The sequence below is a fragment of the Klebsiella grimontii genome (assembly GCF_900200035.1).
Classification (GTDB): domain Bacteria; phylum Pseudomonadota; class Gammaproteobacteria; order Enterobacterales; family Enterobacteriaceae; genus Klebsiella; species Klebsiella grimontii.
Window position 1 is genome coordinate 239,495 of record NZ_FZTC01000020.1, and the last position, 26,833, is coordinate 266,327.

General features: G+C 53.0%; 24 protein-coding genes and 2 tRNA genes. 14 read left to right on the top strand and 12 right to left on the bottom strand.

Features of this window, described 5'->3' with window-relative positions; all coding sequences use genetic code 11:
• Positions 1-37: 37 nt before the first annotated feature.
• Positions 38-733 (bottom strand): phosphohydrolase, encoded by a 696-nt coding sequence (locus KOSB73_RS19890; RefSeq protein WP_098140865.1) that lies wholly within the window; start codon positions 731-733, stop codon positions 38-40.
• A 42-nt stretch (positions 734-775) separates the two neighbouring features.
• Entirely contained in the window at positions 776-1,057 is a 282-nt protein-coding gene (gene drpB, locus KOSB73_RS19895) for a cell division protein DrpB (RefSeq protein ID WP_004136582.1), read from the bottom strand.
• A 624-nt stretch (positions 1,058-1,681) separates the two neighbouring features.
• Here drpB and KOSB73_RS19900 point away from each other — a divergent pair.
• From KOSB73_RS19900 to KOSB73_RS19915, 4 genes are all read left to right on the top strand, one after another.
• Positions 1,682-2,752: a porin gene (locus tag KOSB73_RS19900; protein WP_024359897.1), complete on the top strand. Its 1,071-nt coding sequence runs from the start codon at positions 1,682-1,684 to the stop codon at positions 2,750-2,752.
• A 483-nt stretch (positions 2,753-3,235) separates the two neighbouring features.
• Positions 3,236-3,625, top strand: coding sequence for a GtrA family protein (locus KOSB73_RS19905; RefSeq protein WP_004136578.1), 390 nt, complete (start codon positions 3,236-3,238; stop codon positions 3,623-3,625).
• Positions 3,622-4,614, top strand: a complete 993-nt coding sequence (locus KOSB73_RS19910; RefSeq protein WP_004136576.1) for a glycosyltransferase family 2 protein — start codon at positions 3,622-3,624, stop codon at positions 4,612-4,614. The genes KOSB73_RS19905 and KOSB73_RS19910 overlap by 4 nt, the downstream gene beginning before the upstream one ends.
• Complete coding sequence (locus KOSB73_RS19915) at positions 4,611-6,068, top strand: glucosyltransferase domain-containing protein (protein WP_024359900.1); 1,458 nt, start codon at positions 4,611-4,613, stop codon at positions 6,066-6,068. The genes KOSB73_RS19910 and KOSB73_RS19915 overlap by 4 nt, the downstream gene beginning before the upstream one ends.
• A 454-nt stretch (positions 6,069-6,522) precedes the next feature.
• Here KOSB73_RS19915 and KOSB73_RS19920 read toward each other — a convergent pair.
• Positions 6,523-6,612, bottom strand: a tRNA-Ser gene (locus KOSB73_RS19920).
• 90 nt (positions 6,613-6,702) lie between these two features.
• On the opposite strand from KOSB73_RS19920, the gene mtfA reads away from it, so the two are divergent.
• Positions 6,703-7,503 carry a DgsA anti-repressor MtfA gene (gene mtfA, locus KOSB73_RS19925; protein ID WP_155553273.1) on the top strand — a complete coding sequence of 267 codons (801 nt, stop codon included), beginning with the start codon at positions 6,703-6,705 and terminating at the stop codon, positions 7,501-7,503.
• A 100-nt stretch (positions 7,504-7,603) separates the two neighbouring features.
• Positions 7,604-7,679, top strand: a tRNA-Asn gene (locus tag KOSB73_RS19930).
• 200 nt (positions 7,680-7,879) lie between these two features.
• Here KOSB73_RS19930 and KOSB73_RS31175 read toward each other — a convergent pair.
• The 3 genes from KOSB73_RS31175 to KOSB73_RS19940 all read right to left on the bottom strand — a co-directional run bounded on the left by KOSB73_RS31175 (position 7,880) and on the right by KOSB73_RS19940 (position 8,774).
• A complete protein-coding gene (locus tag KOSB73_RS31175; RefSeq protein WP_064362949.1) occupies positions 7,880-8,092 on the bottom strand; it encodes a zinc-binding dehydrogenase in 213 nt (70 codons plus the stop codon).
• 89 nt (positions 8,093-8,181) lie between these two features.
• On the bottom strand, positions 8,182-8,313 hold the full coding sequence (locus KOSB73_RS31360) for a hypothetical protein (protein ID WP_256204679.1): 132 nt from the start codon (positions 8,311-8,313) through the stop codon (positions 8,182-8,184).
• A 71-nt stretch (positions 8,314-8,384) separates the two neighbouring features.
• Positions 8,385-8,774: a RidA family protein gene (locus KOSB73_RS19940; protein ID WP_098140867.1), complete on the bottom strand. Its 390-nt coding sequence runs from the start codon at positions 8,772-8,774 to the stop codon at positions 8,385-8,387.
• A gap of 140 nt (positions 8,775-8,914) precedes the next feature.
• On the opposite strand from KOSB73_RS19940, the gene KOSB73_RS19945 reads away from it, so the two are divergent.
• On the top strand, positions 8,915-9,835 hold the full coding sequence (locus KOSB73_RS19945; RefSeq protein WP_098065760.1) for a LysR family transcriptional regulator: 921 nt from the start codon (positions 8,915-8,917) through the stop codon (positions 9,833-9,835).
• Positions 9,836-9,992: 157 nt separating this feature from the next.
• Here the strand turns inward: KOSB73_RS19945 and KOSB73_RS19950 are convergent, their stop codons facing one another.
• A complete protein-coding gene (locus KOSB73_RS19950) occupies positions 9,993-10,895 on the bottom strand; it encodes a LysR family transcriptional regulator (protein ID WP_049131044.1) in 903 nt (300 codons plus the stop codon).
• Positions 10,896-11,021: 126 nt separating this feature from the next.
• Here KOSB73_RS19950 and KOSB73_RS19955 point away from each other — a divergent pair, with 126 nt between their 5' ends.
• Positions 11,022-11,456: a cupin domain-containing protein gene (locus KOSB73_RS19955; protein ID WP_024359968.1), complete on the top strand. Its 435-nt coding sequence runs from the start codon at positions 11,022-11,024 to the stop codon at positions 11,454-11,456.
• On the opposite strand, the gene KOSB73_RS19960 is transcribed toward KOSB73_RS19955, so the two are convergent.
• From KOSB73_RS19960 to KOSB73_RS19970, 3 genes are all read right to left on the bottom strand, one after another.
• Positions 11,377-12,321, bottom strand: coding sequence for an alpha/beta hydrolase (locus tag KOSB73_RS19960; RefSeq protein WP_049131040.1), 945 nt, complete (start codon positions 12,319-12,321; stop codon positions 11,377-11,379). The two genes, KOSB73_RS19955 and KOSB73_RS19960, sit on opposite strands and share 80 nt — an antisense overlap.
• A gap of 168 nt (positions 12,322-12,489) precedes the next feature.
• The gene (locus KOSB73_RS19965) at positions 12,490-15,177 is read right to left on the bottom strand and encodes a cation-transporting P-type ATPase (protein WP_098140869.1); all 2,688 of its coding nucleotides are present in this window, start codon (positions 15,175-15,177) and stop codon (positions 12,490-12,492) included.
• 50 nt (positions 15,178-15,227) lie between these two features.
• Entirely contained in the window at positions 15,228-15,659 is a 432-nt protein-coding gene (locus KOSB73_RS19970; RefSeq protein WP_004136558.1) for a universal stress protein, read from the bottom strand.
• 533 nt (positions 15,660-16,192) lie between these two features.
• Between KOSB73_RS19970 and KOSB73_RS19975 the strand changes: the two genes are divergently transcribed.
• From KOSB73_RS19975 to KOSB73_RS19985, 3 genes are read left to right on the top strand one after another with little or no spacing between them, the layout of a single operon-like run.
• Positions 16,193-17,278, top strand: a complete 1,086-nt coding sequence (locus tag KOSB73_RS19975; protein WP_049089257.1) for an efflux RND transporter periplasmic adaptor subunit — start codon at positions 16,193-16,195, stop codon at positions 17,276-17,278.
• Entirely contained in the window at positions 17,278-20,340 is a 3,063-nt protein-coding gene (locus KOSB73_RS19980; protein ID WP_024359971.1) for an efflux RND transporter permease subunit, read from the top strand. Before KOSB73_RS19975 ends, KOSB73_RS19980 begins: the two co-directional genes overlap by 1 nt.
• Positions 20,341-20,378: 38 nt before the next feature.
• The gene (locus KOSB73_RS19985; RefSeq protein WP_162685378.1) at positions 20,379-21,302 is read left to right on the top strand and encodes an acyltransferase; all 924 of its coding nucleotides are present in this window, start codon (positions 20,379-20,381) and stop codon (positions 21,300-21,302) included.
• Positions 21,303-21,420: 118 nt separating this feature from the next.
• Here KOSB73_RS19985 and pagP read toward each other — a convergent pair whose 3' ends face one another.
• Positions 21,421-21,996: a lipid IV(A) palmitoyltransferase PagP gene (gene pagP / locus KOSB73_RS19990; protein ID WP_049089254.1), complete on the bottom strand. Its 576-nt coding sequence runs from the start codon at positions 21,994-21,996 to the stop codon at positions 21,421-21,423.
• Between the two features lie 227 nt (positions 21,997-22,223).
• Between pagP and KOSB73_RS19995 the strand changes: the two genes are divergently transcribed.
• Positions 22,224-23,156: a nucleoside recognition domain-containing protein gene (locus KOSB73_RS19995; protein ID WP_004136550.1), complete on the top strand. Its 933-nt coding sequence runs from the start codon at positions 22,224-22,226 to the stop codon at positions 23,154-23,156.
• Here the strand turns inward: KOSB73_RS19995 and KOSB73_RS20000 are convergent.
• Positions 23,148-24,689 (bottom strand): alpha/beta hydrolase, encoded by a 1,542-nt coding sequence (locus KOSB73_RS20000; RefSeq protein ID WP_049089252.1) that lies wholly within the window; start codon positions 24,687-24,689, stop codon positions 23,148-23,150. The two genes, KOSB73_RS19995 and KOSB73_RS20000, sit on opposite strands and share 9 nt — an antisense overlap.
• A gap of 170 nt (positions 24,690-24,859) precedes the next feature.
• Between KOSB73_RS20000 and KOSB73_RS20005 the strand changes: the two genes are divergently transcribed.
• Positions 24,860-25,117 (top strand): histidine kinase, encoded by a 258-nt coding sequence (locus KOSB73_RS20005; RefSeq protein ID WP_098140871.1) that lies wholly within the window; start codon positions 24,860-24,862, stop codon positions 25,115-25,117.
• Positions 25,118-25,249: 132 nt separating this feature from the next.
• The gene (locus KOSB73_RS20010; protein WP_024359975.1) at positions 25,250-26,704 is read left to right on the top strand and encodes an AMP nucleosidase; all 1,455 of its coding nucleotides are present in this window, start codon (positions 25,250-25,252) and stop codon (positions 26,702-26,704) included.
• Positions 26,705-26,833: the final 129 nt, after the last annotated feature.

A 26,833-nucleotide genomic window follows, 5' to 3' on the forward strand; every position in this document is an offset into this window, starting at 1 on the left:
ATTTTTGCAGAGGTTACCATAAATAGCGCAGCCAGTTTTACGCGAGTGGGTTAAAGCGCTGCAAAACCTCGTCATCAATAGCCATCGGGTCTCCACGAAGCTCCGCGCTGAGCTTGGCCATAAACTGCACCAGAAAGCGCACATTGTGTATCGCCATTGCCCGGCCCTTTTCAGTCTGCATCGTTTGCGGTAAACGCAACAGCTTGCACTGGAAGTGATCCAGCGCGTAGGTTTTATCATTCAATTCCCGCCGGTCGGCAAAGGGATCGCTGGCATCAAACAAGATATTGTTCAGCGCGCCGGACACGGCAAAAACGCGCGCCAGGCCAATCGCCCCCAACGCCTCGAGTCGATCGGCGTCCTGAACGATTTTCGCTTCTTCGCTTCGCGGAGCAATCGCCGCGCTAAAACTGTGCGCTTCAATAGCGTGTAAAACCGCCGCGTAGCGTTCAGCGGGGAAATCAGGAAAAGCTGACTGGAGGATAGCCAGCGTTTTTTCCGCCGCCATCGCAGAAGAGCGGCTACGCTCAGGATGGTTTTTCGCCAGGCTGACGATGTCATGAAAATAGCAGGCGGTCAGGATCACCAGACGGTCAGCATCTGTATCTTCGGCCAACCGCTGCGCTGTAGCCCATACCCGGCGGAAATGCGAAATATCATGAGCCGCATCCCCTTGCGCGTGATGTTCGGTTAGCCAGGTTTCAAATCGTTGCTGCCAGTGAAAAAGGTCCATGCACGTTCCTTAGGTAACAGGCCAGCAACGAGCATAGCAACTTTATTCGTGATGTTCATAGATCTGCGCATTAGGGCGCGTGTACCAGGCAATTGCGCCAAGAATGGCCCCCACGATGCCTAACACCAGAAATCCCAACAGAGCGCCAATCCATTTCCCTGCCGTTGAACCAAGTTCGCCATCAATCGTAGCGCCGGGCACGCTTTGAATCTGCCCGACAACCCACCAGTAACGCGCCATCGCCCAGAGGAAATAACCACAAAAAGCATAAAATGCCCACAGCGCCAGTTTCCCACCAGGACTTCTTTTCGCTTTATCTTCCATTCATTTGCTCTCCGTGAACTCAACAAGCAACATCACTTGCCAGTCAAAAATAGTGATATCCATCACATTATATAGCGAAAATTCTTGCAAGGCAGCAGATCTCTCTACCCGATGCATTTTTGTGCATCATCCAGCTTCTTTGTCATAATGCCGGCTATATATTCAATGAATTTATTCCATTTTTAAATAATACAAATTTATGAATGGCATTTAATTTCTGGCTCTTTTTCACTCACCCTCCTTCGATCCTCATTTCACCAGTCATTACTCTTACTCAGATCATCCTCTGAAAGATAAACCTACGTTTAAAGACGTGCAAAACAATTATTCGTAAAATAAATATTAAATAACAACATATAGGATGCATGAAACTTATCTACAACAAAATCCAATCAACGAAGAAGCATAAGTCCATGTTATTAAAAGCCATAAATGCAGGAAATAAATTATCACAAAACAATATAATTTTAATATAATGAATATAGCGGAAACATTTTGTAATATTAGATATAATTTAGTTACATATTTAATTTAAAGAAAAATGAACTTAATCGCTAGTATCAAATAGTCACCCCGGAAGGAATGACACAATTCATATTAATTATGATTAAAAGGGAATATATAATGAAAAGAAAAGTACTGGCAATTCTGGTTCCAGCTTTATTAGTCGCTGGCGCGGCTAATGCAGCAGAAATCTATAATAAGAACGGCAACAAACTGGATTTCTACGGCAAAATGGTTGGCGAACACATCATGACCCATGATGGCGACAACAACAATTCTGACGATACCTCCTATGCGCGTTTCGGCATTAAAGGCGAAACCCAGATTAGCAGCGAATTGACCGGTTATGGCCAGTTTGAATACAACATCAAAGCGGACAAACCGGAAGGTCAGCAGGGCAGCGCTACCCGTTTAGCATTCGCCGGTCTGAAATTCAGCGACTACGGTTCATTCGATTATGGTCGTAACTACGGCGTGGTTTATGACGCGGCAGGTTATACCGATATGCTGGTTGAGTGGGGCGGCGACGGCCTGGTTTACACCGACAACTTCATGACCGGTCGTACCAACGGTGTTGCAACCTACCGTAATACCGACTTCTTCGGCATGGTTGATGGCCTTAACTTTGCTCTGCAGTATCAGGGTAAAAATAACGACACCACCGCGAAAAAATCAAACGGCGACGGTTTCGGTTTCTCCGTTAACTACAACATCGACGGCTTCGGTTTCGTTGGCGCCTACAGCAACTCCGATCGTACTGATGAGCAAGCTGCGGACAAGCGGGGCGAAACAGCTGAAGTCTGGAACCTGGCGGCTAAATACGATGCAAATAATCTGTATGCATCAGTCATGTATGGCGAATCCCGTAACATGACTCCGCTGGAGAAAACGACTTTTGGCAGTTTTGCCAATCACACCCAGAACATCGAAGCCGTTGTTCAATATCAATTTGATTTCGGCCTGCGTCCGTCCCTGGGCTATGTCTACGCGAAAGGTAAAGACCTTGGCGCCAAAGAAGACACCAATGCGGATATCATGAACTACGTTGAATTGGGTACCTGGTACTACTTCAACAAAAACTTCAACGTTTACACCGCATACAAATTCAATCTGATCGATGATGAAGACGCGGCGGTAAGTGGCGCAGCCACTGACGATCAGTTCGCTGTAGGTATCACCTACCAGTTCTAAGATTGTCTCATTAACCTAAAGCCCGCTTAATGCGGGCTTTTTTCGTTGTCACCCCTAAACCACCTCCTGGGGAGGTGGTGATTGATCCTGCAAGTCTTTAGCCTTAAGAATGCCCATGCCGGAAAATCATTTGATGCTAAATTCAGTCCTGAAAATTTCAGTTACAAGGAGGTGACTAAGCAGGAAGAGTAGCAAATTAACAAACACCGCAGGGCTGCCTGGTAATCGCCGCACCAGAACTCACGCCTCCGATAGCTCTCCGGCTTTTATATCCTCGCCATTCGGCATAATCATGTCCAAACAAACTCGGGTGGAGAAGCGTAAAACAATACCCACAGAGGAATATGTCTACTGTAATAAAAACCCTGGTTGACACAGACCACGAGTTGGCGTCAAATACTTATATTCCAGGAGCTCATTGCTTATATCAATTGCGCATTCAGTCTCTTAACTGCCCCTTTAAAAATTGATGTAAATCAATAAATGATTAATCATACCTTGAAAAAAAACACATCCAGAGAAGCGGTCAGGTACATTATCGTTGGCCTGGCAAATACAGCAATTACGGCAGTTGCTATATTTGGCCTGATGCAGGCCGGCATGGGAGTCTACCCTTCAAACGCAACAGGATATGTCGTTGGCATTATTTTCAGTTTTGTTATGAATGCGAAGTTCACTTTCTCAAAGACATTGAGCCCTCTGAGGTTTATCAAATTCGTATCCACATGCGCTTTTTGTTATATTTTAAATTTAATAGCAATAAAAGTTTTTTTCATCGTCATACCTAATGCTATCTATACAGCACAAGTTGTAGGTATGATTATTTACACTACAGCTGGTTTTATTCTAAACAAATACTGGTCAATGAAATGAAAGAAATTAATATAAACAACGCGAGGAGTCAAATACCTTCGTTAGCAATCGTTGTTCCTTGTTATAATGAAAAAGACGCCTTCCCATACTGTCTGGAGGGGCTCACCACTATATTAAAAAACCTCCTGGCAAAAGAAAAAATCGCTCGAAATAGTTATATCCTCTTTGTCGATGATGGCAGTAAAGACAACACCTGGGAACAAATCAAATCCACATCACAGGAAAAGTCATTCATCCGCGGCCTGAAATTATCAAGGAACCGGGGCCATCAGATAGCCCTGCTGGCGGGGTTGGCAAACGCGGATACGGACGTTACCGTAAGTATCGATGCAGACTTACAGGATGATATAGGTTGCATTGAGAAAATGATAGACAAATATAATGAAGGGTTTGAGATTGTTTATGGCGTACGCGACAACAGGAGTAGTGACTCAGTATTCAAAAGGGCAACAGCCAATAAATTCTATTCTCTGATGTCAGGGCTCGGTGTCAATCAGGTTCCTAACCATGCGGACTTTAGGCTTCTTAGCCGTACCGCACTGACAGCATTAAAGGATTTTAAAGAACAAAATTTATATTTAAGAGGGCTAATTCCGCTGTTGGGTTATAAGTCTAGCAGTGTTTATTATAGCAGAGATGAAAGGGTTGCAGGCGAATCAAAATACCCCTTGAAAAAGATGGTAGCACTGGCGTTAGAAGGAATAACATCTCTGACAATTACCCCGTTACGTATGATCGCCGCCGCTGGGGTTATCACATGCCTTCTATCTTCACTAGCTGCAATCTATGCCTTCATTGAGAAGATTTTGGGAAATACCGTTGCGGGTTGGACATCTGTAATGATTGCGATTTTCTTCCTTGGCGGTGTCCAGATGCTTTCTTTGGGGATAATTGGCGAATACGTTGGGAAAATATATATGGAATCCAAAAATCGGCCAAAATATTTTATCGAAGAGGTAGCAAAGCACGAAATGAGAGGCGAGCAATGAACACTGAGGACGAACGGATGTCTCCTTGCACTAAAAAAGTTATTGCCATGCTTTACCTTGCAGCAATTTTCTTAGTTTATAGCCCAACTATTATATTTAGTTACGCATTTTCAGACGATTGGTCGACACTATCCGATGTTTTTTCAGGGAAAGGTTCTCCGTTTCAATGGGATATGCAATCCGGCAGACCCTTGTATGCCGTTGCCAGGCGACTTGGCTTTACGCTAGTTCATAATATCAATGACCTTGCCTATCTTAGATTTTTTACCATAATAACGGTATTTGCGCTTTGCTTTTTCCTCTTTTTATTTATAGAAAAAAGAAACATATTCGAGCGTAACATCACAACAATTACCCTCCCTTTATTAATAGGCCTGACGCCGGCAATACAGGTATATAGTGCATGGGCGACATGTTTCCCGTTTGTACTCTCTATACTCCTTGCCGGAACAAGTTACGCTACATTAAAACCCGTAAACAAGAACACGACAATTATAAGATTTGCAGCATCCATCATTATTCTATGGTTTGCATTTGCTATATATCAACCAACGGCGATGGCATTTTTATTTTTCGTCATGCTTGATAACTGCCTGAAAAAAGACAAGCCATTTTCCATGAATATTGTTTTAATCAGTGGCGCCGTTTTATTTATCGGCATGCTTGGCAGTCTGCTGTTTTCAAAATTTGTACCCGTATGGTTATATGGCAGTTCAATTGCACGTGCCGAGTTAACTAATAATCCACTTGAGAAATTACAATGGTTTATAAAAGAACCATTGATTAACGCCATCAACAACTTTAATATAACCCCAGGCCCCTTATTCACAACTCTCTCATTAATAATTTGCGCAATAGGTTTACTTTCAATAATAAAAGGTAAATCAGGGCCTATGAAAGTTCTCATGTTCATTATCATGGGGATTGGTGCCTACTCTCCAAACTTACTAGTCAAGGAAAACTGGGCTGCATATAGGTCGCTGATAGCACTGGAATTTTTCATATGCGCTCTTATAATTATTGGGGTAGATGCCTTGACAAGCAAACTCAATATAGCAAAAAAAGCGCTACCCATATTGACGGTATTCGCGATGATCGCCGCATCATACAATATCTTTAATGGTTTCATTATCCCACAAAAATCGGAGTTAAACGCATTAGCAAGCGCGCTTTCCTACAAGGTGGGAAAAACATTTACAGGGGATGTTCTTTTTGACATTCAAGATCCCGCCTATAATGCCTTTACTAAAACACAACGTTATGACGAGTTTGGCAATATTTCCCTTGCGGCCCCCTGGGCTATCAAGGGGATGGCGGAGCAAATCTTAATGAGCAAGTCAATGCATTTCAGGCTTCCAGAGAATGTTATTCTGACGGCAAAGGAGCAATGCACCACTGATTGCATCATTATAAAAACGGGCGATGCCATGAGGAGTTCAACCACTCACTATTGAAACTTTTCATCATTCCCGCATACAGGCACATGATCCCGCGCCAGATCCGCGCGGGATAGTTTTTATCAAGGCCGCTCCGGCCAGGGTCATAAGTTTCTCTATCGCCTCATAGCGCTCACTCGACAACAAACCATGCTTTTACTGCTTTCCTGAGTTCGCTCCTTTTCATCCATCATCCATTCTCTTTAAGATACTCTTACAGAATCCGTGTGTAGCAAGGGCAGTTAACTGCTTTGTTATCAGGGATGCGCGACGGGCTAAGTTATTGTTAAGAGTGTGAGCTTGTGAGCTTGTGAGCTAAAGAGGATAAAAGTGGATGCCCAACAAGAGGCAACATGGTAAAAAAGACAGCGTTAGAGGCGAGAAAACAGAGCGATAGAAAGAAATTTTAATGCAGGGATTCATGCAGGGCAAAATCAAAAGCGCTTTGTGACTGATTGATTTTGTTGAAAAGTGGCGGAGAGAGGGGGATTTGAACCCCCGGTAGAGTTGCCCCTACTCCGGTTTTCGAGACCGGTCCGTTCAGCCGCTCCGGCATCTCTCCGCTGTTGAGGTTGCTATAATGCCAGGTTCTTTGGCATTTTAATAGTTCCTGTCTCTTTAATTCAGTTCAAGTGACGACTTTGCGAGCAATATGATATTTAAATGGCCCTGGAAAGCAGATGAAGAGTCCGGCAACGCGGAAATCCCCTGGGAAAAGGCGCTTGCCATTCCCGTATTAGCCAACCTCTCCGAACATGAGCAGCAGCAGCTGGTGCAGATGGCTTCCCGCTTTTTGCAACAAAAGCGTCTGGTTGCCTTACAGGGGCTCGAGCTTACTCCCCTGCACAGCGCTCGTATCGCGCTACTGTTTTGCCTGCCGGTTCTCGAGCTGGGTATCGAATGGTTAGATGGTTTTCACGAAGTGCTTATCTACCCTGCCCCGTTCGTCGTCGATGACGAATGGGAAGATGATATCGGCCTGGTGCATAACCAGCGAATCGTACAATCAGGTCAAAGCTGGCAGCAGGGGCCGATTGTACTCAACTGGCTGGATATTCAGGACTCCTTCGATGCGTCCGGTTTCAATCTGATAGTCCATGAAGTGGCGCATAAGCTGGATACCCGCAATGGCGATCGCGCAAGCGGCGTACCCTTCATCCCCCTGCGTGAGGTAGCGGGCTGGGAACACGATCTCCATGCCGCTATGAACAATATTCAGGATGAGATAGACCTGGTCGGTGAAAGCGCCGCGAGTATCGATGCGTATGCGGCCACCGACCCTGCCGAATGTTTCGCCGTGCTCTCTGAATACTTCTTCAGCGCGCCAGAGCTATTTGCTCCCCGCTTTCCCGCGCTTTGGCAGCGTTTCTGCCTTTTTTATCGTCAGGATCCGCTGAAGAGATTACGTGAGAATAGCCCGCCAGATGATAGCGATAACCCGGTAGTACACTAAAACAACGACCTGCGCTAAATTTAGCCATTTGAATCAGCAAGTTAAATTTGGTGTTGACACAAAAATACGAGACCAGTAGTATTCGCCTCGTTCACACGATTCCTCTGTAGTTCAGTCGGTAGAACGGCGGACTGTTAATCCGTATGTCACTGGTTCGAGTCCAGTCAGAGGAGCCAAATTTGAAAAGCCTGCTTTTGAAGCAGGCTTTTTTTATTTTCATTTCCTCCTCCACAGCGGAAGAATTTTGGGATCAATTGGGTTCGATGACGGAGTACCCCAAATGTCCCTTAACGCCTCAAAAACAGAAATTGAGTACCATTACAAAACTCTTCTAAGACAGTCTTACCGCCACTCGCTCATACTGGTCAAACGCGCCTCATGGTTTCATAACGATGCGGCCAAGCGATTTCGCTGTCTCAGCGAATTTATGGGCCGCGGCAGCGTTAGCCTGGGGGAAGATGCGGTCAATGACACCCCTGATGCGCCCTGCAGCTACAGCCTGCAACATGTCGTCCACACGTGTCCGAACTCCGTGCCTTTCAAAAAGGGGTCCTATGAATACCCCCATGAGTGTCTGGTTAGACTGCATTGGCGACCACAGATCGACAGTCAGACTGCCCGCGGCCGCGTAGCCGACGACCCATGAAGGACAAGGAGGCGGCGTTGAACGGCGGTTGATCAGATCCCCCCTTCAATTGAGATAGTCTCGACAGAAATCAGAACGTCGTCAGGTTCCGCGACCGGATCGGGAATATCGACATATTTCAGGACGCCGGGAGCGCCTTGCACGTCATAACCCGCTGCTTTCACAAGTATTCCTCCGTCTCTCTGACCGCTCGGCAGTCACCACCATCGCCCGCTGCCACACGGCTCCGTAACGCTTAGGGCAGCCTGGCAATCACCTTAATCTCAAACTTGAATCCATACAGCCACGTCACGCCGATCCCGGTCAACGTAGGGTAAGGCGCTTCCCCCCAATATTCTGGCAGGATACTCCAGATAGCGTCGAGGTTTGTCTCGGGATCGACGACAAAGAGGGTAACGTCAACCACGTCACCAAACGTGCAGCCCGCAGCCGCGAGAACAGCATTAAGATTATTGAATGCCAGCCTGACCTGCGCTTTTAGATCGGGCTCAGGCGAACCATCCTCCCGGCTACCAACCTGCCCCGAAACGAACAAGAAACCGTTAGATTTGATGGCTGGTGAATAGCGATTGCGCTCATAGAGAGCCTGTCGACCGGAGGGGAAAACGGCTTCACGTGCTGTCATGTTTGTACCTTTGTAATGGGGCAAAATCAGCCCGGTGAATATAAAGACACTTTACAGGTGCAGGATCGGGTGGATAAACAAGCGACTTTGTCCATCATTGTTTGTAATATCCAAACAATCGGTGAAAATGAGGACCAGGAATGGATCGTTTCGATGCGATGCGCGCCTTTGCTCGCGTGGTGGAGGCAGGTAGCTTCACAAAGGCTGCCCAAACGCTTCATATGAGCAAAACCACGGTGACGCAACTCATTCAGCAGCTAGAAGCGCGCTTGCGCGTCAAATTGCTCCATCGCACCACCCGCAGGCTCGGTGTGACTCCCGATGGCGCGGTCTACTACGAGCGCGTCATTCGCCTGTTGGCGGACATGGAGGATGCTGAGAACAGCCTGTCCAGTGCGGCGATGACGCCCAGGGGACGGCTACGGGTGGATGTGCCCAGTCCACTGGCCCGCCTCATCCTGGTGCCGGCGCTACCGGTTTTCCACGCACGTTACCCTGATATCCAGTTCGACATGGGCGTGAGTGACCGGGTGGTGGATCTGATCGGCGACAACGTGGATTGCGTCCTGCGCGGTGGCGAAATCAACGACCAGTCCCTGATCGCACGCCATGTCGGCGATTTGCAAATCGGCGTCTACGTCGCCCCCAGTTACGTGAAACGCCTTGGCGCCCCTGCGCACCCGCGAGAGCTGGAAAACACCGACCATCGCATAGTGGGATTCTTATCCTCACGCACCAGCAAGATTGATCCTCTGGTATTGCGCAGTGAGAGTGAACATATTGAAATCACGGGCAGTTATGTACTTGCCGTGGATGACGGCAATGCTTACCTCGAAGCTGGCTTAGCCGGGTTAGGCGTGATTGCGCTGCCGGTCTATATGGCGGCAGCGCATCAGGCTGCTGGCTCTTTGATTCCGTTATTTACACAATGGCGTATCAGTCCAATGCCTCTGCACCTGGCGTTTCCGCCGAACCGCCATGTCAACGCCAAACTGCGCGTTTTTATTGATTGGATCGTTGAATTGATGCAGCAGCATGTCCCCAATTCCAACTATAAGTAACGACATCCCAGCCCCCAGATTCTCTCATCGGCGTCGATTGGCGATCATTCTGATGGTTTTGACAGAGGGAATGCTGATTTAGCGTATTTATTTGCCGGTTACTGGCAACGTCGACCCCGGTCAGTTTAAGAAGCCCGCAACCATAGCGCTGCCGACATCACTCCCTGCGGTGCCAACGCAGCGCGTCAACCACCAGCGTAAACGCCGCCGGAAGATGCTGTCGGCCCGGGTAATACAGGTAATATCCCGGAAAATTAGGACACCACTCGGCGAGCAGCGGCACCAGTGCTTGCGTGGCAATATGTTGCGCCGCTAAGTCGCGGGGAACATAGGCAATCCCTGCCCCGTCCAGCGCGGCCTGCATCATCAGAAAGGTATTGTTGAACACGGTTTGTCCTTCGACACGAACGCTGGTTTTCTGGTCCCCCTTTTCGAACTCCCAGGCGTACAGCGCGCCGTGGGTGGGCAAACGCAAATTAATGCAGTTATGCGCCATCAGATCCTCAGGACGTTTTACCGTCGCCCTGCCGGAGAGATAGCCGGGGGCGGCGACCACCGCCATCTGCACATCGGGCGTTATGCGCACCGCAATCATATCCTTATCCACCTGATCGCCCATACGCACGCCGGCATCAAAGCGTTGGGCGGCAATATCGGTGAGTTCATACCCGACGCTGAATTCGATATTGATATCCGGATGTTGATTTAACAAGGGCCGCAGGCGAGGCCAGAGCACGGTGACGATGGCGTGATCGTTCGCGGTAATACGCACCGTTCCGGCGGGTTTATCTCGTGAAGCGCGCAGTGAAGCCAGTTCACTCTCAATTTCATTCAGCCGCGGCGCAAGCACCGCAAGCAGGCGGGTCCCGGCATCGGTTGGCGAAACGCTGCGCGTGGTGCGGATTAATAACCTCACCCCGAGGCGCTCTTCCAGCCCGAGCAGCGTATGGCTCAGCGCTGAACGGGATACGCCCAGGATGGCTGCGGCCCGGGTGAAGCTTCGCTCCTGGGCCACCGTGGCAAAGGCCTGCAAATCGTTAAGTTTTTCTTTGCTCATCATTGGTGAATTATGTGCACCAGTGTATTCATATTTGAGCATCTTATCATTTAATCGAACCTTCTCTACACTTTGTTCCGTGAGCCGTAATGGCTAGCTTGAAGCCCGAAACTGAACTGTGGAGACACCATGAACCAACAATTTGACGGTAACGGTATCTTCCCCAAGGGGAAGAAAAACGAGGCTTATGCGCAGTATTTTCAGGGCACCAGCTACCTGAATATGCTCTCCACGGAAGGCGTCAATATCGGCAATGTGGTGTTTGAGCCCGGCTGTCGAAACCACTGGCATATCCACCATAAAGGCGGACAAATCCTGCTGGTAACCGGCGGACGCGGCTGGTATCAGGAGTGGAATCAACCGGCGCGTGAGCTTACCGCCGGGGATGTGGTGAATATTCCTGCGGGGGTCAAACACTGGCACGGTGCGGCCGCCGATAGCTGGTTTGCGCATCTTGCCGTTGCCGTCCCTGCCGAAGGGGCGTCTAACGAATGGCTGGAGCCGGTCGCCGACGAAGCGTACCGTCTGCTACCTCAAGCAGCGCGCTTTGCAACGAGGCGTTAAACATCTCCCCGTGAGACAGCCCGGGATAAGGCCACCAGTTGACCGCCACGCCCTTTTTCTTGAGCAGAGAAACCGTCTGCAGGACGTTGCCCCGGGTCTCTTCTGCCCCTGCGGAAGAGACCCGCTGCGTCGCAACCGCCCCTTCCATCAGGTACAGGGACTTCTGGCTAAACGCATCGGCTTTTGCCTCGGCCATCTTATCTAACAACGAGGCATTGCCTCGTCCCAGGGAAGGACTGGCAGAAAAATAGATCCGGAAGCGGGATGACGCCAGCCAGGAATCAATAATAAATAATCCGCCGTAGGAGTGCCCCCAGATCGCCCGTCGCCGCGGGTCAATCTTCATCCCGCGCTCAACGTTTTCCACGATAGTATTCTGTAATAGCTGGCGAAATGCCTCGCTACCGCCGCTTTTGCGCGAGTCCCGCCCGCTATCGGCAGAATTCTCCTTGACGGTCGGCCGGTAGTCATAGGCTCTGGCGTTCTGATCAAAGGGCAATGTCGTTTGATAGCCCACGGCCACAATAACGGGCGGCGTTTTTTGCGTAAGCTGCGCAAGCAGCGAGTCGGACACCCGGTCCATCACCGCGTTGCCATCCAGAGCGTAGAGAATGGGATACCCTTCTGCTGGCGGCGCCGCGTTCGGTATCGCGGTCCAGACCTTATAATGCCGTTCGCCGTCAAGCGAATCGAAATAAGCAACGTTGAAGTGATAATACGCTGAGCCGCGGTCGGCGATATTCGGCCCTAACGGTCTCATATCCGGTTTGGCGTCAGCGTTAATGCCGTAGAACGCGCAGACCAGCGCGGCGATACAAATCCGCCCTTTAGGCGGATAAGCAGAATAAAACTTACGGATTAACATCGGTTGATTTTTCCAGCACGCCATCATTAATGATAATGATTGCCAATATCAATCTCAATTGCAAGCGAAGAGGGGATTCCCTGGGCGGCGCGTTGCACCTGTCCGGCTATCCAATCATCATCGTACGGGTAGCCAGGACAGGTGCGCAGCAGCGCCTCCGGGTGAGGTTCAGGCCGTGCGCCATCTCCGGGTCAGCGGTTTCTCAACCTCTACAATAAGGAACATGACAAAACCGATAATAAAGGTGATCACCCAGTAGCGGAACGGCAGCGCTTCGGTACCAAACAGCATCTGCATAAACGGCGCGTAGATAATCAGCAGCTGCAGCACCAGCAGCACCCCGCTGACAATCCAGATCCCGCGGTTCGCCAGCAGCCCTTTACTCAATGAGAAGCCATCCGCAACCCGGCAGTTAAGCATATAGAACCACTGGGCGGTGACCAGCGTCTGCAACAGCACCGTGCGAATAAACTCAGGCGAATAGCCGCGCGGCTGCAGCCAGGCCTCAAGCACAAAGGCGCTAACGGCAATCATCGAACCGACAAAAATCACCCGCCAGATAGCAAAGCCGTCCATTACGTGCAGCTTAGGATCGCGCGGCGGACGGCGCATGATGTTCTTCTCACCGGCTTCAAACGCCAGGCCAAACGACAGCGTGGCGGAGGTCGCCATGTTCATCCACAGGATCAGCACCGGCGTCAGCGGTATTAAATTCCCCGCCAGCAGCGCGATAATAATTAACAGCCCCTGCGCCAGGTTAGTCGGCATGATAAACAGGATGGTTTTCTTCAGGTTATCGTAGACCCGGCGCCCTTCTCTGACGGCGCTGGCAATGGTGGCGAAGTTATCATCGGTGAGCACCATATCAGCGGCCTCCTTGGTCACTTCGGTACCCTTAATCCCCATGGCGATCCCGACATCGGCCTGCTTCAGCGCCGGGGCGTCGTTCACGCCATCGCCGGTCATCCCGACCACCTCTTTCCTGCTTTGCAGCGCCTGGACCAGGCGGAATTTATCTTCCGGGCTGGTACGCGCGAAAATATCAAATTTCTGCGCCGCTTCGCTAAGCTGAATATCGTCCATCACCTCCAGCTCGCGCCCGGTAATGGCGTTTTCCGCATTGCCGATCCCCAGCATCTTGCCGATACTCATGGCGGTTTGCGGGTGGTCGCCGGTGATCATCTTCACGCGGATCCCGGCCTGCAGGCAGTCGCCGATCGCCGTAGTCGCCTCCGGTCGCGGCGGATCCATCATCCCGGCGATCCCCAGCAGAATGACACCCTGCTGCAAATCCTGATGGCCAAGCTCCGTTTGCCCGTCGGCTGCCGGTTTCCACGCCGCCGCCACCATCCGCAGCCCTTCCCGCGCGTACTCTTCGATTTTCGCTTCCCAGTAAGGCTGGTCGAGCGGCTCCAGGCCATGATCGGTTTGCTGATGCTGGCACAGGCGAAACAGGACATCGGGCGCGCCGGTAATCAAAATCATCTCTTCATCGCCGATGCGGTACAGCGTCGACATATATTTGTACTGTGAATCGAAAGGTATTTTACTGCGCAGCTCGGTGTTGACCGCCGGGAGCGGGACTTTCGCCGCCAGCACCTTCAGCGCCCCTTCGGTCGGGCCGCCGGTAATTTTCCACAGCCCGCTTTCATCTTTGATAAGCTGGCTGTCATTACACAGGTCGATGGTGCGCAGATAGCGTTCCAGCAGCGTGCCCGGCGCAACGGTTATCGGGGCGGGTTCATCGATCGGATGAATATTCCCTACCGGCTCGTAGCTGTCGCCTTCTACCCGATAAACCTTATCGGCGGTGATAACGGCCTTGACCGTCATCTCGTTCATGGTCAGCGTCCCGGTTTTATCCGAGCAGATCACCGTCATCGCGCCGAGGGTTTCCACGGTCGGCAGCTTGCGGATAATCGCCTTCTGCCGGGCCATGGTTTGTACGCCGAGCGAGAGGATAATCGAGATAATCGCCGGTAGCCCTTCCGGCACCGACGCCACCGCGAGGCTAATCAACGACAGCATCAGTTCAGAAACCGGCATATCGCGGAACAGCAGGCTGAAGACAAATAACGCGGCCATCATCACCAGAATGATGATAAAGATGGCTTTGCCGAGCTTATCCATCTGCACCAGCAGCGGCGTACGGTGCTTTTCGATATCCGACATCATCTGGTTAATGTGGCCCAGCTCGGTATCGCCGCCGGTCGCCACCACCAGGCCTTTTCCGCCGCCCGAACTCACCGTAGTGCCGGAAAACAGCAGGTTCGTCCGATCGCCAAGCGGCAGTTCACCGCTGAGCGCCTCGGTGCTTTTCTCCACCACCGTCGATTCACCGGTCAGAATCGCCTCTTCCACCCGCAGATTATGCGCTTCGATCACCCGCAGGTCGGCGGGAATACGATCGCCTGCGCGGATCACCACGATATCGCCGGGAACCAGAGCGGTGGTCGGAATCGTTTCATGATTACCCTGACGAATCACCACTGCCTCGCTGGAGAGCATATTGCGAATGCTCTGGAGCGATTTTTCCGCGTTGCTCTCCTGGATATGGCCGATCAGCGCGTTAATCACCGCCACGCCCAGAATTACCAGGGTATCTACCCAGTGGCCCATGACCGCCGTCAGCAGCGCCGCCGCCAGCAGGACGTAAATCAACACATCATTAAAATGCGCCAGAAAGCGCAGCCACGCCGGCTTTCCGGCTTTTTGTGGCAGCGCATTTTCACCATATTGCTGCAAGCGCGCCGATGCCTCGGCGCCGCTGATGCCTTCCGGGGTGCTGTTGGTGCTGGTCAGCGTTTCTTCTACGGAGAGCTGATAAAACGGGCCGCCCGGTTTTTCTGTACTCATAGTTATCTCCTCACTCCTGTAACGGAAATCAGGACAGCCTCAGGCCGTCCTCAACGCACCACAAAAACCGGAACATGGGCATAACGAACAATACCTGCCGCCTCCGACCCCAGCAGATGGGTCTGAATATTGGGATTGCGCGAACCGACGATCACCACATCCGCCTTCAGCTCATCGGCCAGTTTGGTCACTTCATCGCGAATGTTGCCGCTGCGTATGTGAATCTGGATTTCGTTTTCCGCCAGCGAGAGTTTTTTACTGAGCTCGTCCAGCTTTTCTTTAGATGTATTAACCAGATAGTCTTCCATTTTCCGTGCATCGGAAATAAAACCGCGCGTCAGCACCGGGGAAAAAGCGGGAATGACGTGCAGGAGATGAATCTTTCCGGCAGAGCTTTGCGCAAGGAATCGGGCATGGGATAAGGCCTTGTCGGCAAGACCGATTTCAAACACATCAACCGGCACGAGGATATTTTTATACATAGAGACAATCCTTTTATTACCTATAAAAAAAGGTGGTGAAAACAGCCCAGGCAATGGTGCTGAGGAGGCAATCTCAAGAACAAAATCTGTTAGACGCGTGGCTATAATTAAACGTAGCACACCACGGTTAACATTATTAAGCAGCCAATTAATATATTGAAAAATATCACAGAGCCAGGCACAGCCAGACAATTCGACTACAAACCCGGTAAAATCGTCGACATCGCCATAATTTTTGCTCTTTTTAACATTTCCGTTTTACTACGACTATCCTCATTATCAGTGGCTTGCTCGCTTTCTGGCGCCCCACAACAATTATTAAGATAAGAATTTACTTAGCCAGCTATTTAAGCTAAAGGAGGAACGATGTTCGGTTACAGTCTGTTTCGCCTGAGCCTGTTTATTGCCCTGGCAATAATCGCCTGTACGGCTACCGGGTTAATTACCTATTTCGTTGTCTCGGCACTCGCTGAATAAAATCAGCGATTGTGAACAATATGTAAAACATAGCCTTTAACTCCGAGGGGAATACAGTGAATCGTTATTTTTCTCTCATTCCGCTTGTTATTTTAATAACAACGGCTTGCGATCGGAAAGCACCTCAAATTACCCCGCTGCCGCGGATGGTCAAAGTCGCCGAGGTGGTTGCCATCGGTGATTCACAGCAGCGCGTATTCCCCGCCCGCATTGAGTCCGGGGATTCCACCGATTTATCTTTTAAACGCGGCGGGCAGATTGAATCGCTTGATGTACGTCAGGGGGCCGCTATTACTCAGGGGCAGCCCCTTGCCCGCCTCAGCGCACGGGAAGCGCAGCAGCGCGTGAATGAACGGCAGACTGCCGCCACCCTCGCCCAGCGGCAGTTCGATCGTTTCCAGACGCTGGCCGGTCGCCAGGCGATTTCAAAGGCGGAAATGGATATCCAGCGGGCCAACCGCGACGCGGCCAACGCCGCGCTGAAAATCGCCCGCGAAGAGCTGTCGCAAATGACGTTGACCGCCCCGTTCAGCGGCGTTGCCGCTTACGTCCCGGTACGTAACCATCAGGTGGTTGCCGCCGGGCAGCCGATTGTGACCCTGACGCGAACCGATCTGCTCGACGTGGTGTTTAGCGTTCCGGAAAATCTCTTTACCGCGCTCGATATTCGCAACGCGCAGTATCGTCCGGTCGTCAAAATTAACGCCATGCCGGACCGCCAGTTTACCGCCGAATATAAAGAGCACACCGGCAGCAGCGACAGCAGCACGCTCACCTGGCAAATCATCCTGACCATGCCGCGACCGGCCGACTTTCCAGCGGTGGGAGGCGTGAGCGGAACGGTGACAATCAACCTGGCGAACCTGCCCGCCAGCGCCGGTAAAAATGCGGTGGTGGTGCCGGTCGAAGCGGTGTTTAACCCGGATAATCGCCCGCGCAATGATCCCCACGTCTGGGTCGTTCAGGGCAGCGGCGACCAGCTTAAGCTGGAAGAGAGACAAGTCGGCGTTGGTCAGGTCACCTCTCAGGGCGTGGTGATCACCGAAGGGCTCAGCGTCGGCGAGCGTGTAGTGGCGGCAGGCGTCAGCGAATTGCATGCGCAACAGCCGGTTCGTATCTGGACGCGTGAACGAGGTTTGTAATGGATATCTCCCGCCAGTTTATTAACAACCCGATCCGCGTCTGGCTGACTATTTTGCTGCTGGGCATCGGGGGGATCTTCGCCCTGCTGAATATTGGCCGTCTGGAAGACCCGGCGTTTACCATCAAAACCGCCGTGGTGATCACCCATTATCCCGGCGCGTCGGCACAGCAGGTTGAAGAAGAAGTCACCCTGCCGCTCGAAAACGCGCTGCAGCAGCTGCCGTATCTCGACAACGTCAGTTCGATCTCCTCCAACGGCCTGTCGCAAATCACCGTCAATATCGCCTCGCACTACCACTCCAGCGAGCTGCCGCAAATCTGGGATGAACTGCGCCGCCGGGTGGGCGACGCCGCCCGTCAATTTCCTCCCGGCGTCGCCTCCCCGTTTGTAAATGATGATTTTGGCGATGTCTTTGGCTTCTTCTTTGCTATCTCCGGCGATAGCTTTACCAATCCTGAACTGGTTCGCTACGCCGAACAGCTGCGCCGCGAACTGGTGCTGGTTCCCGGCGTCGGCAAAGTCGCCATTGGCGGGGCGATCCCTCAGCAAATCAACATCGATATCTCGCTGGCGAAAATGGCCGCCCGCGGCATCACGCTCAACCAGCTGGCGGCTATCCTCAGCCGGTTGAATGTGGTATCTAACGCCGGCGAGATTAAATCCGGCAGCGAGTCGATCCGCCTGCACCCGACGGGGGAATTTGCCAACCTCGATGAGCTCGGCGACCTGTTAATCAGCCCGCACGGTTCGGGAACGGCGACGCGGCTGCGCGATATCGCCACGCTATCGCGCGGGCTGAGCGAAACGCCCGCCAGCATCTACCATGCCAACGGCCGCCAGGCAGTCACCATGGGGGTATCGTTTATTCCCGGGGTTAACGTGATTGATGTTGGCCGCGCGCTGGAGAGCAAGCTGGAGCAGATGTCGGCGGAAAAACCGGCCGGGATCAGCATTGACCTGTTCTACGATCAGGCGGCGGAAGTCGCTCACTCGGTCAACGGTTTTATCACTAACTTCCTGATGGCGCTGGCGATTGTCGTTGGGGTCCTGCTGATCTTTATGGGCGTGCGCAGCGGCATTATTATCGCCCTGTCGCTGGCGCTCAACGTGCTCGGCACGCTGCTGATCATGTATTTGTGGGGCATCGAGCTGCAGCGCATTTCGCTGGGGGCGCTGATTATCGCCCTCAGTATGCTGGTCGATAACGCCATCGTCATCGTCGAAGGGGTGCTGATCGCCCGCCAGCAGGGGTCTACGCTGCTTACGGCGATAAATTATGTGATCCGCCGTTCGGCGCTGCCGCTGCTGGGGGCCACGGTAATTGCCATTCTCGCCTTTGCGCCGATTGGCCTGTCGCAGGACTCGACCGGAGAATACTGTAAATCGCTGTTCCAGGTGCTGCTGATTTCGCTCATGCTGAGCTGGTTCTCGGCGCTGACCATTACCCCGGTGCTGATTAAATGGTGGCTATTTAAAAATCAATCGCAGCCGGTAGCGCAGGCCAACGCCAACCCGTACGGCGGGCGCTTTTACCGCCTGTATCAGCAGGCTCTGCAAGCCCTTCTGCTGCGCAAAACCCTCACCCTGACCATCATGGCGGCGCTATTGGCCGCCGCTATCTGGGGGTTCGGATCGGTGCGGCAAAACTTTTTCCCCTCGTCAAATACGCCGATTTTCTTTGTCGATCTCTGGCTCCCGTACGGTACCGATATCGCGACCACCGAAAAGATGACCAGCGATATTGAGACCACCATTAACGGCCAGCCCGGGGTGGTCACCACCGTGGCCACCGTCGGTCAGGGCAGCATGCGGTTTATCCTCACCTACAGCGGTCAGCGGCAGTACAGCAACTATGCGCAGATCATGGTGCGTATGGACGACCAGCGCAATATTAACGCGCTGACGCAGCATGTTGATCGCTATATTGCGCGCAACTACCCGCAGGTCAACGCCAGCACGAAACGCGTGATGTTCGGCCCTTCCGGCGACAGCGCCATTGAGGTGCGGATTAAAGGTCCGGACCCAGACCGCCTGCGCCTGCTCGCCAGCCAGGTTGGCGATATTCTCTCCGCAGATCCGGCTACCGATGGCGTGCGGAACGACTGGCAAAACCGCAGCAAAGTTATCCGCCCGCAGTACTCCACCGCGCTTGGCCGCGAGCTGGGGGTAGATAAACAGGACATTGATAACGCGCTGGAAATGAACTTCTCCGGCAGCCGCGCGGGCTTGTACCGCGAGGGAGCCGACCTGCTGCCGGTGGTCGTCCGCCCCCCGGCCGCTGAGCGCCAGGACGCGAATCACCTGAATAACGTGCTGGTCTGGAGCCAGAGCCGCCAGCAGTATATTCCGCTCAGTAACGTGGTCAGCGGCTTTCACCTCGAATGGGAAGATCCGCTAATCCTGCGCCGCGACCGCAGCCGCGTGCTGACGGTGCAGACCGATCCCGATCCGCTGAGTAACCAGACGTCGGGGGATATCCTGTCCCGCGTGAAGCCGCAGATTGATGCTATCGCGTTGCCGCACGGCTACAGTATCGAGTGGGGCGGCGATGCGGAGAACTCCAGCGAGGCGCAGCAGGGTCTGTTCACTACCCTGCCGCTGGGCTACCTGGTGATGTTTGTGATTACCGTGCTGATGTTCAGTTCGCTAAAAAACGCGGTGGCTATCTGGCTGACCGTACCGCTGGCGCTGATTGGCGTAACGCCAGGCTTCTTGCTTACCGGCATCCCCTTTGGCTTTATGGCGTTAATCGGCTTGCTGAGCCTGAGCGGCATGCTGATCCGTAACGGCATCGTGCTGGTAGAAGAGATTGAACAGCAGAAGCAGGAGAAAGGACAACAGGAGGCCATTATCTATGCCGCCACGTCGCGTCTGCGCCCGATCCTGCTGACGGCGTTTACCACCGTGCTCGGCCTGGCGCCGCTATTACTGGACGTTTTCTTCCAGAGCATGGCGGTTGTTATCATGTTTGGTCTGGGTTTTGCTACTATTCTGACGCTGCTGGTTCTGCCGGTAATCTACGCCTGTTTCCACAATAAGGACATGAAGCGACAACCATGAATAGTACCGGGTTAAATATTATTAAAACGCTGGGATGCATGACGGCGGTGACTTTCTTCACCATTTATAACACCTGGGATAGCTATGATTATGACTATCACTGGATCCTCGGGTTTTTGACGTTTATTTCGACTATCGCCACGCCGCTGTTTTTTGTGGTGGCGGGCTATCTGGATTCGCAGTCTCGCCACGATTCACAATGGCAGTTGGGCAAAATCAAGAGCGTGGTGATCGTCTTTCTGTTCTGGATGACGGTGTACTACCTCTGGGAACCCTACCAGCGCGGCTATCTTATCCAGCCATGGTTTGTGTTTGCGTTTATCGTCATTTACACCTTTCACCCGGTTATCGAGTGGCTCAGCCAAAGGCGCACAGCGTTCTTTGCCACGGTGTTCTCCCTGCTGCTGCTCTCGTATGGTTACGATCTTCTCTCAGCGCTGTATCCTGATATTCATGCGCTAAGCCTGGCGCCGCAGTACCGCCTGTGGACCTGGCTGCTATTTTATCTGACCGGTCAGCTGTTCAGCGACCCGCTGGTCGCCGACTGGCTCAGGCGTGAAAAAGTGGTCAAAGGCGCGATGATCGCCATTCCGTTTATTTATCTTTTCACCTGGTTTTACGAGCGGCATTTCTTTTTCGCCCTGTTTAAGGCCGACAGAAATGCGTTCATTCTGACCGGTTCACAAATTTATATTCTGGTTGTTGCGCTGGTTATTGCGGCCAACGGCGTGCGTTTTCGTAAAAACAGCGAGTTTAAAGAGACCCTTCTCGCCACCATTAGCAAAACGATGACCGGCGTTTATATTCTCCACTACTCCGTTTTTCACCTGCTCACCGCATTTATCCCGATTAACTCGCTGGGGACAAAGTTAATGCTGATTGTCCTCACGTTTATTACTTCGGTGCTGATTTCGATGCTGGCGCTGTCCAATTCGCTAATCAAAAAAGTGATTACGATTTGACGATCTGTGATTCCTGGCCGCGTGGACGCCGCCTTACCGGGCCCTGGGAAAGGATTCAGGTTCTGGTTGGGGCTCATTTTGTCGGTCGGGTAAGGCGCCAGCCGCCGCCCGCGCATGGCTAAAAACCGTAGCGTAGCCACGCGAACAGCACGTTACCGTTGTTATAGGTGCCGGGAATATAGGTGAACTGCACGCTCAGACGACGATAGCTGGCGGAGAAAAGCGGCAAAATAATCGGCAGCGGCACGTAGTTGGCGAAGTCATCGCGGGCGGTGATGCCGGCGGTGACGCCAAGGCCAAGGCGAAAATCGCGGCGGCTATCAAGATACCAGCCCTTCTCCCAGCCGTAGCCGATAATCGGCTGCCACTCGTTGTGCGAATCCTTGAACATCATGGCATAGAGCGAACTCCAGTTCCCCTCCTGGTTATATCTGGACACGCCAAATCCTCCGCCCCACGGCATTTCATTATAGTTATCGGTCTTTTCTTTATCGTACATAAAGCGGTTGTGCCAGCTGAGAAACGGCAGATAAAGGTCGTAGTTTTGCGGCTCATTCCAGGTCTGCGAGACATCGTTTTTTAGCCAGTTCCACCAGCCGCTGACGCGCTGCTCGCCGTATATTTTAGTTTCAGCCTGTACTGAAAAGGTGAAAATAAACACAATTCCCCACGCTACCCGCAGACAACGTTGCATAGTTTTATCCTTAAAGAAAGTCGCCCGGTGTTCATTCAGTTTGGGAACAAAAAACAGGCTTTGCAAATATCGACAGACAAATTTTCTGCACCGGCCAGGGGCTAATTGCAAGTCCAGTTAAGCGCCCATTTCAGGACAGTGAGAACCGCCACGGCGATTTCAATTCCTTGCCGCTGGGATTATGATGGCGCTAATTATCCTTTCTGTCCGTAGTGATTGAGAAATAGATGGACTTCATCAGCATTATTATGTCGGCGGGGAAAACGTCCGTCGATGTGGCGCTTTATACGCTGTTGCCAATCATGGTCGTCATGCTCATCGTGATGAAATATCTCGAGGTACGCGGGGTACTGGACGTTATCGTTCGCTGGCTCGCCCCGCTGCTTAAGCCGTTCGGCTTAACCGGGATGAGCGCGTTTGCCCTGATTCAGATGAATTTTGTCAGCTTCGCCGCCCCGCTGGCGACCCTCGCGATTATGGATAAACGCGGCGCTTCGGACCGGCAGATGGCCGCCACGCTGGCGATGCTTTTCGCCATGGGTCAAGGCAACGTGTTTTATCCGTTAACGCCCTTCGGCCTGCACTGGCTGGCCTCTATCGTTATCTCGATTGTCGGCGGACTGTGCGCCGCCGCGGTCACCTGGCATATCACCGGCCGCAGGCTGTCAATGGTTGAAAACGCGCGGGCCGAAGCGCTGCCTGAGGCCGAACAAAATAGCCAGGGCATAATCGCCGTTATCAACAGCGCCGGCGCCGACGCCATTCGCCTGGCCCTCGGCGCGGTGCCCATGCTGATCCTGTCGCTGGCTATCGTCGGTTTTATGCAGGCGGCGGGCCTGATTGAGATGCTCCAGCGCCTGCTGATGCCGCTGCTGCTGTGGCTGAATATCCCGGTTAACTTCGTGCTGCCGGCGCTGGTCAAATGCGTGGCCGGCGGTACGGCCTACTTCGGCGTGGTCTCCGAGCTCGTTCAGCAGGGTAAAGTAACCGTAAGCCAGATCAACGCCTCGGCAGGCCTGTTGGTGCAGACCTTCGACCTCCCCGGCATCGGCATCTTTCTGGGCGTCAGCTCGCGCTTCGTACGCCTGTTCCGCTTCGCCGCGACCGGCGCAATCGCCGGGATCGCCATCCGTACCGTGATGCACCTTACGCTATTCTGACGCCGCCGACTCAGGACGGAGACAGGCAGCGATATCAGCCCGATCGCTACAGGCGATATGATGGTTAATTCTCACCATCATCCACGGGAAAAACGGGTTGGACGTGACGCGCATCAGCGTATCCAGCCCGACGCTCAGCGTAGCGGTTTCTCCGCGCAACGAGATCGTCCCGATGCTGATCCCGTAGCGATTTTTCTCCGCCGGTTCCCGGCCATAGAGCGAATCGCTCAGCGGGAACGGCACCGCCACGTGCGACAGGGAGTACATATCCTGCGGCCAGGCGATATGCAGCGGCGTCACGGTTTCGCTTCGCGTTCCAGCAAGCGTGGTGCGGGCTACCGTCTCATAGGTGTCGGGCGCGGCGTTGGTAATCACCGTGGTGCCGTAGGGCCGCGGCGCCGGCGGCAATAACGTATTGACCGCCGAATAGAGCGACGGGCGGAATAGCGCGCGCAAATTCGCCGCCTGGTTAATATCGAAAATCACCAGTTCGCTACCGTTATCCGGCAGATAGCGATAGAGCGAATCCACCACCGCCCGGGTGCTGACCGTGGAATCCATCACCGACTGGAAAGTTAACACCGGCGCCAGTTCAGAAAGCCGCTTACTCTGTGCTTCCTGCACGATTTGCTGCTGCAGCGCCTGCGACAATAGCCACGACTGCCTTGCCGCCTTCACCGGGAACGAATTGTATTTATAGGGGTTAAATTCCGGCACGATGTTCAGCCACGCCGCGCGGGCGAAGGCCGGAAACACAGAGGGTAAACCGGCCAGCCCGGCGAAACGGGCAAATGCGGTCACGCCAATCATCGGCGACAGCAGGATGACCTGCTGCGGCCGGCGCAGCGATTTATCCTCAAGGCTATCGAGGGCGTACTTCAGCGCCAGCGCCCCGCCGTTGGAGTAACCAACCACGTGCAGCGGCGCGTCATCCCCCGCCAGCCGCGTCGCTTCGCGCACCGCAAGCCGGGTTGTCGCTATCCACTCTTCGCGATCCACCCCGGTGAGCGCGCCGGGGGCGGTCCCATGTCCGGGCAGCCGCGGCGCGACGGCGACAAATCCCTGCTGCTGATAGCGCTGCGCCAGATAATGCACGCTGTAGGGCGAATCCGTCAGGCCGTGGAGCAGCACCGCCGCGCCGCGCGGTTTGCCCTGCGGCAGCAGAATAAAGGAGCGGTTCCAGTCGGGATGAAACTTATCCGGATAGACCAGGCTTTGCGCGTAAAAGCGGTTAATGGCTGTTTTTTCATCGTCGCTCAGCGTGTCGGTAATTTTGCTTTTCATATCGCGAAAGATCGCCGCTTCCCGCGTCTGGTATTCAGCAAAAGTGGCGTGGTCAATCTCGCTGGCGGTCATTTCATTCGCCGTCCAGGTATGCCAGCGGTGCAGCGCCGGGCCGCGCTGCGACTCGTAAATACGGCCAATAAAAAAGACGATCACGACCACCAGCAGCCCAATAATGGCTTTTTTCACCACCGAGACCATTCTTAAGCCCGACTTATTCAGCAGGCGGGTAAAACGCATCATTGCCATATTTCTGTCCGAATTATCTCTTTAGCTGCGAGGGCGTGGGTAATACTCAAAGCGGATCCGATCCTGCGATTCACTTATTAAACATAGACTAAACCAACCGCCTGTTCTTATTGTCAGATGAGAAGCAAACATGAATTATCGCCGGAGTGTAACAGGTCAGGAATAAACAAATGGAATGGTGGATTAATAAACTACACGAGAACTCGACGTCTACACCTACCCACGCGGTTCTGCAAAGCGGCCAGTTAACGATCATTGCCGAACTCACGCCCTGCGGCCGACGTTTACAGGAAGGCGATAAGCTCACGCCGTTGGCTAACGCGTTGTACTGCATCAACGGCGATAAGTCGATCACGATTAAAGTGCTCAACGCTACGCATTTTAGCGCTGAACGCTGGGGCGCCATCGTGAATATCACCGCGCATTAAGCGACGTACCTTGGCATCAACCGGTTCTAATCTCAGTACTTTCTCAACTCAGCGGGTGAAATTGTCCTACGCCTGGTTCAGCCTGTGACATACTAAGCAAAACGTCAGCAGAGCAGAAACAAGGAGTAAGTCATGAACCAGAAAGCCGCCAGGCTGACCCCAGAACAGGCGCTTACGCAACTCGAAGCGCTCTATGAAAAATCGGTCAATGCGCTGCGTAAAGCCATCGGCGACTATATTCACCATAATATCCTCCCCGAGAATAGCGCCCGTGCGGAAGGGCTGTTCGTTTACCCGCAGCTGTCGGTATCGTGGGACGGAGCGGAACATAAAGCGTTAAAAACCCGGGCCTGGGGTCGTTTTACCCATAGCGGTTGCTATACCACCACTATTACTAACCCTAAACTGTTTCGCGCCTATCTGCTGGAACAGCTCACCATGCTGTATCAGGATTACGATGCCGCGATTACCGTCGGGCTATCGCAGCATGAGATCCCCTATCCGTACGTCATTGATGGCTCAGAGCTTACGCTCGATCGTTCAATGAGCGCCGGCCTGACGCGTTTTTTCCCCACCACCGAGCTGTCGCAAATTGGCGATGAAACCGCCGATGGCCTGTTTCATTCGACGGAATACTATCCGCTTTCGCACTTCGACGCCCGCCGCGTCGATTTCTCGCTGGCGCGCCTGCGTCACTATACCGGCACGCCGGTTGATCATTTCCAGCCGTATATGCTGTTTACCAACTACACCCGCTACGTCGATGAGTTCGTGCGCTGGGGCTGTAGCCAAATTCTCGATCCCGAGAGTCCCTATATAGCCCTCTCCTGCGCGGGCGGAATCTGGATAACGGCGGACACGGAGGCGCCGGAAGAGGCGATTTCCGATCTGGCGTGGAAAAAGCACCAGATGCCCGCCTGGCACCTGATCACCAAAGACGGCCAGGGGATCACGCTGATTAATATTGGCGTCGGTCCGGCGAATGCCAAAAATATCTGCGACCATCTGGCGGTGCTGCGTCCGGACGTCTGGCTGATGATTGGCCACTGCGGCGGCCTGCGTGAAAGCCAGAATATCGGCGACTACGTGCTGGCCCACGCCTATCTGCGCGACGACCATGTGCTGGATGCGGTGCTGCCGCCGGATATCCCGATTCCGAGCATTGCCGAAGTTCAGCGCGCGCTCTACGACGCCACGAAGCAGGTCAGCGGCATGCCCGGTGAAGAAGTGAAACAGCGGCTGCGTACCGGAACGGTGGTCACCACCGACGATCGTAACTGGGAGCTGCGCTACTCGGCCTCGGCGCTGCGTTTTAACCTCAGCCGCGCGGTGGCTATCGATATGGAAAGCGCGACCATTGCCGCCCAGGGCTATCGCTTCCGCGTCCCCTACGGCACCCTGCTGTGCGTCTCCGATAAACCGCTGCACGGCGAAATTAAGCTGCCGGGCCAGGCGAACCGCTTCTATGAAGGGGCTATCTCCGAACATTTGCAGATTGGTATCCGGGCGATTGACCTGTTGCGCGCCGAAGGCGACCACATGCATTCGCGCAAGCTGAGAACCTTCAACGAACCGCCGTTCCGCTAAGCGCTGATATCATACGCGCAGAATAAACTCAGTCCGGGTGGCGTGAAATATTTATGCCCTCCGGACTAAGCGTTAGCGAAGGAGAATCGTTCGGCCAGAGAGCCAATAACCACTCTTCTGCCGTAATAC